This is a genomic window from Streptomyces sp. rh34, from assembly GCF_002551245.1.
Classification (GTDB): Bacteria; Actinomycetota; Actinomycetes; order Streptomycetales; family Streptomycetaceae; genus Streptomyces.
This window is the reverse complement of sequence record NZ_NTGZ01000404.1, coordinates 1-4,042: the sequence shown is the minus strand read 5'-3', so window position 1 is coordinate 4,042 and position 4,042 is coordinate 1. Positions and strand designations below refer to the sequence as shown.

Here is a 4,042-nt window from a genome sequence, read left to right as displayed (position 1 = left end):
GACGCGGCCTTGGCGGACGGGGGACGCTCGCCCTCGCCGCGGCCGCGCGCGTCGCCGCCGTCGGCGGCGGCCGCGGTGTGCTCCTCACGGTCGGCGGGCGGGGCCTGGCCGGTGGGGTCGCTCTCCCCGGCGGGCGCGGGCACCCGCGGCTCGCCGTTCGCCTTGCGCCGCCGCTCCGCCGGGGAGGACGCCTGGAGGCCCATCCCGCCTCCGGTGGTACGGAACAGCTCGTCGGCCCCCGGCAGACTCACTCGACGTGACACCGGGCGAGCACCTCCCTGGCGAGCTGGCGATAGGCGGCTGCGCCGACCGAGTTGGAGGCGTAGGTGGTGATGGGCTCACCGGCGACCGTGGTCTCCGGGAAGCGCACCGTGCGCCCGATGACCGTGTGGTAGACGTGCTCGTCGAAGGCCTCGACGACGCGCGCCAGGACCTCGCGGCTGTGCACCGTGCGGGAGTCGTACATGGTGGCGAGGATGCCGTCGAGCTCCAGCTCCGGGTTGAGCCGTTCCTGGACCTTCTCGATGGTCTCGGTGAGCAGCGCCACCCCGCGCAGCGCGAAGAACTCGCATTCGAGCGGCACTATGACCTTGTGAGCTGCCGTCAGGGCGTTCACGGTGAGCAGGCCGAGCGAGGGCTGGCAGTCGATCACGATGTAGTCGTAGTCGGCCATCAGCGGCTTCAGGGCGCGCTGCAGCGTGGACTCGCGGGCCACCTCGCTGACGAGCTGCACCTCGGCCGCGGAGAGGTCGATGTTGCTCGGCAGCAGGTCCATGTTGGGGACCGCGGTTTTGAGCAGGACGTCGTCGGCCGCCATGCCCCGCTCCATGAGCAGGTTGTAGACGGTGAGGTCGAGCTCCATCGGGTTGACCCCGAGGCCGACGGAGAGGGCGCCCTGCGGGTCGAAGTCGACGAGCAGGACCCGGCGTCCGTACTCCGCGAGCGCGGCGCCCAGGTTGATGGTCGACGTGGTCTTGCCGACGCCGCCCTTCTGGTTGCACATCGCGATGATCTTCGCGGGGCCGTGGTCGGTCAGGGGGCCCGGGATCGGGAAGTACGGCAGGGGCCGTCCGGTCGGGCCGATGCGCTCGCGGCGCTGACGCGCGGCGTCGGGCGCGAGGGTGGCCGCGTACTCCGGATCGGGCTCGTACTCGGCGTCGGGGTCGTAGAAGTGCCCCTCGGGCACCTCGGCGAAGTCGGCGAAGCGGTCGGTGTCCCGGCTGCTCTCGTTGCCGGCCGTGGCGTTCACGTGTAGGCCGTCCATCATCTGGGGGGCTGTCGTCATGTGCTGTTGGGTGGCGAAGGTGCGGACAGCGACGGAGCCGACAGCTTCGAGCCCGATCGGGCTCAGACCCCGTGCAGGCATCCCTGGTTGACCACCCCCGGGAGTAATTGTCGACTCATTCACAAGTCGTCTTACCTCCTTGGACGTGACCAGGAAACTTATCGATAGGTCAGCGTGGCACCATGCCGACGATTGGCGACTCTATGGCGTGTCACCGGTTCGCAGCAACACAATCCGCCGGACCCGGCCCGATGTGTCGGCAATCGAACGCCTCGCTGTCAAGGGTGCACAGCGACCAAGCCGCACATTTCACCGCTGCACGAAACGGGTAAAGGGCTACGTTCGGCGCGAGTTGCGCAAGGGCCCCACAGGGCCCGATACACGTCGGCCGGACCTTGCTCGGCAAGGTCCGGCCGGACGTGCGATGTTGACGGAGCGGATTGACCCGTCAGCCGAGGAGCGTGCTCAGCTCGACGTGCGGGAGACCGTGCGCCTCGGCCACCTCGCGGTAAACCACCTGGCCCTCATGGGTGTTGAGACCCTTGGCGAGAGCGGCGTCGCGGCGCAGGGCGTCGGCCCAGCCGCGGTTCGCGAGCTCCACGATGTAGGGCAGCGTCGCGTTGGTGAGCGCGTAGGTGGAGGTGTGGGGCACCGCGCCGGGCATGTTGGCGACGCAGTAGAAGACCGAGTCGTGCACCTGGAACGCCGGCTCGGCGTGGGTCGTCGGACGCGAGTCCTCGAAGCAGCCACCCTGGTCGATTGCAATGTCGACAAGTACACTTCCGGGCTTCATCTTGGCGACGAGCTCGTTGGTGACCAGCTTCGGGGCCTTGGCTCCGGGGATCAGCACGGCGCCGATGACGAGGTCGGCCTCGACGACGGCCTTCTCCAGTTCGAAGGCGTTGGAGACGACGGTCTGCACCTTGGTGCCGAAGATCTTGTCGGCCTCGCGCAGCTTGTTGATGTCACGGTCGAGCAGCGTGACGTGGAAGCCGAGGCCCACGGCGATCTGCGTGGCGTTCCAGCCGGAGACGCCTCCGCCGATGACGACGGCCCTGCCCGCCGCGGTGCCGGGGACGCCACCGGGCAGCACGCCGCGGCCACCGACGGAGCGCATCAGGTGGTACGCGCCGACCTGCGGGGCGAGACGGCCCGCGACCTCGGACATCGGGGCGAGCAGCGGGAGGGCGCGGTTCGCGGTCTCGACCGTCTCGTAGGCGATGGCGGTGGTGCCGGAGGCCAGCAGCGCGTCGGTGCACTCACGGGAGGCGGCGAGGTGCAGGTACGTGAAGAGGGTCTGGTCCTTGCGGAGGCGGTGGTACTCCTCGGCGACCGGCTCCTTGACCTTCAGCAGCAGGTCGGCGGCGGCCCAGACCTCGTCGGCGGTGGGCAGGATCTGCGCGCCGGCGGCGACGAACTCCTGGTCCGTGATGGACGAGCCCACGCCGGCGTCCTGCTCGATGACGACCTGGTGGCCGTGGCGGACGAGCTCATGCACTCCGGCGGGGGTGATCGCCACCCGGAACTCGTTGTTCTTGACTTCGCGGGGGATGCCGACCTTCACGTCGATCACGGTCCTTGGCTCGGAGGGTTATCCGGGCAGGACGGTGCACACCCGGACATTTACAGCATAAATGGAGACGCCACGAAGGAACGCGGCAGAGCCAGTCTAATGAAGGACTTCGTGCTGTCTAGCCTTACAAAGCCTCAATTTTCTGTCGAAGCACTGCGGATTTCGTAGGCAGAGGGCTCCTCGCCCAGCAATCTGTCGGCCGCACCCCGGTGCAGCCGGGCCGCCGCGGGGTCCCCGAGCCGGTCCAGCGTGTCGGCCAGCCGCAGCTGGAGCGCCGCCTGAAGCCGCACGTCACCGGCGCGCCGGGCCAGGTCGACGGCCTCCCGGCAGGTCTGGAGGCAATCGTGCGGCCGGCCCGCGTACTCCTGGACCCGGGCCGCCTCACTCAGCGCCCGCGCCTGGCCCGCCGGATCTCCGAGCCTGCGCCGGCCGGCCGCGGCGGCGCGCCAGTTCCGCAGCGCCTCGCCGTAGCGCCCGGCATACGTGTGGACCGCCCCGAGCCTGTCTCTTATACACATCTAGATGTGTATAAGAGACAGCGCCAGTTCCGCAGCGCCTCGCCGTAGCGCCCGGCATACGTGTGGACCGCCCCGAGCCGCCCGTACAGCCGGGCCTCGTCGGCGCGCTCCCCCTGGGTCAGGCGCTGGGAGAGCGCCCGGCCGTACCAGTCGGCGGCCCGGTGGTAGTCCCCCAGCTCCTCGTACGCGCCGCCCACGGATTCCATCGCGCGTCCGGTGGCGTACAGGTCCCTCGCCGCCTTTCCCGCGTCCAGCGCGGCCCGGTAGCGGGTCAGCGCGTCCCGGGTGCGTCCGGTGCGGGCGTCCAGATCCGCGAGATTGAGCAGTGCGGCCGCCTGCTCACGGGGCAGCTCCCGGCGCAGCGCCACGTCCAGCACCAGACCGTGCAGCCCGTACAGCTCGGGGGCGGCCTCCTCCGTCCCCCGGTGCGCGGCCAGCGCCCGCACCAGGGCCGCCACCAGCCGCCGCGCCAGGGTGTCGAGCTCGCCATCCGCCACGGCGAGGCGGGCCGAGGCGAGCAGGGCGGGCTGGCGGACCCGCAGCCACGCGCCCGCCTCGTCCGCGTTCGGGAAGCGCAGCGAGCGGGGCAGGCCGGCGAGCTTGCGGCGGGCGGCGGAGCCCTCCGGCTCGGTGACCGCCCGGCAGGACTGGAGCCGGCGCACGGTC

Annotated in this window: 2 protein-coding genes and 2 pseudogenes; all 4 read right to left on the bottom strand. The window is 70.7% G+C overall.

Annotated features, from left to right (window positions below):
• Positions 1–251 (bottom strand): annotated as a pseudogene (locus tag CR470_RS36165) (hypothetical protein); the annotation flags it as partial.
• Positions 248–1,366 carry a ParA family protein gene (locus tag CR470_RS36160; RefSeq protein WP_097871837.1) on the bottom strand — a complete coding sequence of 373 codons (1,119 nt, stop codon included), beginning with the start codon at positions 1,364–1,366 and terminating at the stop codon, positions 248–250. The gene CR470_RS36160 and the pseudogene CR470_RS36165, both read right to left, overlap by 4 nt.
• Positions 1,367–1,733: 367 nt before the next feature.
• Entirely contained in the window at positions 1,734–2,849 is a 1,116-nt protein-coding gene (gene ald / locus CR470_RS36155) for an alanine dehydrogenase (protein WP_097871840.1), read from the bottom strand.
• Positions 2,850–2,992: 143 nt separating this feature from the next.
• Positions 2,993–4,042: pseudogene (locus CR470_RS36150) on the bottom strand (tetratricopeptide repeat protein); the annotation flags it as partial.

Excerpts from the sequence above, each read along its gene's own strand:
- CR470_RS36160 (WP_097871837.1), bottom strand. The coding sequence starts at position 1,366 with ATGCCTGCACGGGGTCTGAGCCCGATCGGGCTCGAAGCTGTCGGCTCC.